We start from the raw sequence: 2,033 nt of genomic DNA, 5'->3' as shown, positions 1-2,033 counted from the left end.
AGATAAAATGACAAACTTTATTGAATCACAAAACGCTGTAACAGAATTTTTTGATGTATTGAAAAAGAACTCTGGAAAATCAGAAATTAAAAACGCTTGGAGCGCAAAACTTGCTGAAAATGGTGTAACTATCACAGATAAAACTTTTGAGCTTCCACGTAAATTGGTTGATTCAATCAACACAGTTTTGTTAAATACTAACCCAGTGTTCAAAGTATTCCGTGTTACAAATGTCGGCGCTTTGCTCGTATCACGCTCATTTGATTCAGCTAATGAAGCAAATCTCCACAAAGACGGACAACAAAAAGTAGAACAGGCTGCAGCTCTCACTATTGATACTCTTGAACCTGTAATGGTTTATAAATTGCAATCACTTGCTGAACGTGTTAAACGACTTCAAATGTCATATTCTGAACTTTACAACTTGATTGTAGCGGAACTTACACAAGCTATTGTTAATAAAATTGTTGACCTTGCGCTTATTGAGGGTGACGGAACAAACGGTTTTAAATCAATTGAAAAAGAAGCAGACGTCAAAAAAATCAAAAAGATTACTACAAAAGCCAAATCAGCTGGCAAAACTCCATTTGCTGACGCTATTGAAGAAGCGGTTGACTTTGTTCGCCCTACTGCTGGACGTCGTTATTTGATTGTTAAAGCAGAAGACCGTAAAGCCTTGTTAGATGAGTTACGTCAAGCAACTGCAAATGCTCACGTTCGTATTAAAAATGATGACGCTGAAATTGCCTCTGAAGTTGGAGTAGATGAAATTATTGTCTATACAGGTTCAAAAGCACTCAAACCTACTGTATTGGTAGACCAAAAGTATCACATTGACATGCAAGACCTTACAAAAGTTGATGCCTTTGAATGGAAAACTAACAGCAACATGATTTTGGTAGAAACACTAACAAGCGGTCATGTTGAAACTTATAACGCTGGTGCAGTAATTACAGTAGCATAAGAATAAAATGGAGGAAGTAAATGATAGATTATATTAAGGTCTATTGTGGTATTCCGATTTTAGTAACAGCTTATGATAGTAAACTTATCTTATTCCGTTCAATAGCTATTAAATTGCTAGAAAAAAATGGTATTAAAGCTGACGAAACAAGCGTATTAGTTAAAGACTTTATTTCTTGTTATTGTCGGCTTAATATTGTTGATGAACCAGCAGAACAATGGCGAAATGCTGAAATGAAACGTTTGGCTTCTTTGCAAGAGTTAATGTATTATGGAGGTATTTAATGATATTCTCACAAGTTACATTACAGGTAGAAACGACTGTTAAGAAGAAGAACGGTGCAGAAGCTAATGTTATAAAGCCTATCGTTTTACCAGCAGTTAAACAGAGAATTAGTCAGACAAGGCTTGATGAGTTTTCTATGATTGGGCTAGGTAAAAACGTAAGATACGAGCTTAACGGAATCGGAGAAATGGAAGACTTGATTTTCAACTATTTCTTGGACGAAAAAGGCGAAACTTTCAAGCGTACAACATGGGAAAGAAACCCTAAGAATAACAAGATGATTTTAGAGGGGGTAGTAAGCAATGGAATTTGATTCTTATATAGATTGGTACAACAATTTGCTTACAATGCCTCTAAATGACGTTATTTTAGGTGTTAAGGACACGATAGAAGACAAGACGGTATATTTATCACTTAGTGACTCAAAGGTCATTAAAATGGATAATACGAGCTTTGTCATGGGTTACTATTATCAAGTTGTTTTATCTGTTAAAGATGTTGACGATGAACTTGTAGAACTAGTCGGAAATGTTTTACAAAACGGTTGGAATATGACGAACTGGTCAGAGAATAGCCATTTGTACAATTATACTGGTACTGTTTATTTGCCTTGTGGTGCAGGTGGTCAAGCATGGCAATGAATTTACTTAATACAGCAAGCATAGCTAAAGAAATGCAAACTAAAGTAACAGAACGCATGGGCGACTGGTTTGAAGCAGAATTTAAAGCTAAAGCGAATAGTGCAAGCCGAAGAACTAGATTAATTAGAAGTCATGGTCACACC

At 35.8% G+C, this 2,033-nt stretch carries 4 protein-coding genes; all 4 read left to right on the top strand.

Translation table 11 applies throughout. The annotated features are described in order from the left end of the window. Positions 1-964, top strand: a 964-nt coding sequence (locus QR64_RS26885) for a hypothetical protein (protein WP_039584274.1), incomplete at its 5' end; no start/stop codon positions are given. A gap of 20 nt (positions 965-984) precedes the next feature. After that, a complete protein-coding gene (locus QR64_RS25520; protein WP_002820020.1) occupies positions 985-1,248 on the top strand; it encodes a hypothetical protein in 264 nt (87 codons plus the stop codon). Further along, positions 1,248-1,562, top strand: coding sequence for a hypothetical protein (locus QR64_RS25515; RefSeq protein ID WP_036853150.1), 315 nt, complete (start codon positions 1,248-1,250; stop codon positions 1,560-1,562). The genes QR64_RS25520 and QR64_RS25515 overlap by 1 nt, the downstream gene beginning before the upstream one ends. Next, complete coding sequence (locus QR64_RS27535; protein ID WP_036853151.1) at positions 1,552-1,890, top strand: hypothetical protein; 339 nt, start codon at positions 1,552-1,554, stop codon at positions 1,888-1,890. The genes QR64_RS25515 and QR64_RS27535 overlap by 11 nt, the downstream gene beginning before the upstream one ends. The last annotated feature ends 143 nt before the right edge of the window (positions 1,891-2,033 follow it).

Source organism: Rhodococcus sp. Chr-9, from assembly GCF_000801125.1.
GTDB classification, from domain to species: domain Bacteria; phylum Actinomycetota; class Actinomycetes; order Mycobacteriales; family Mycobacteriaceae; genus Rhodococcus; species Rhodococcus pyridinivorans.
Note: the sequence above shows the minus strand (reverse complement) of the source record. Positions and strands in the feature narration are given on the sequence as shown.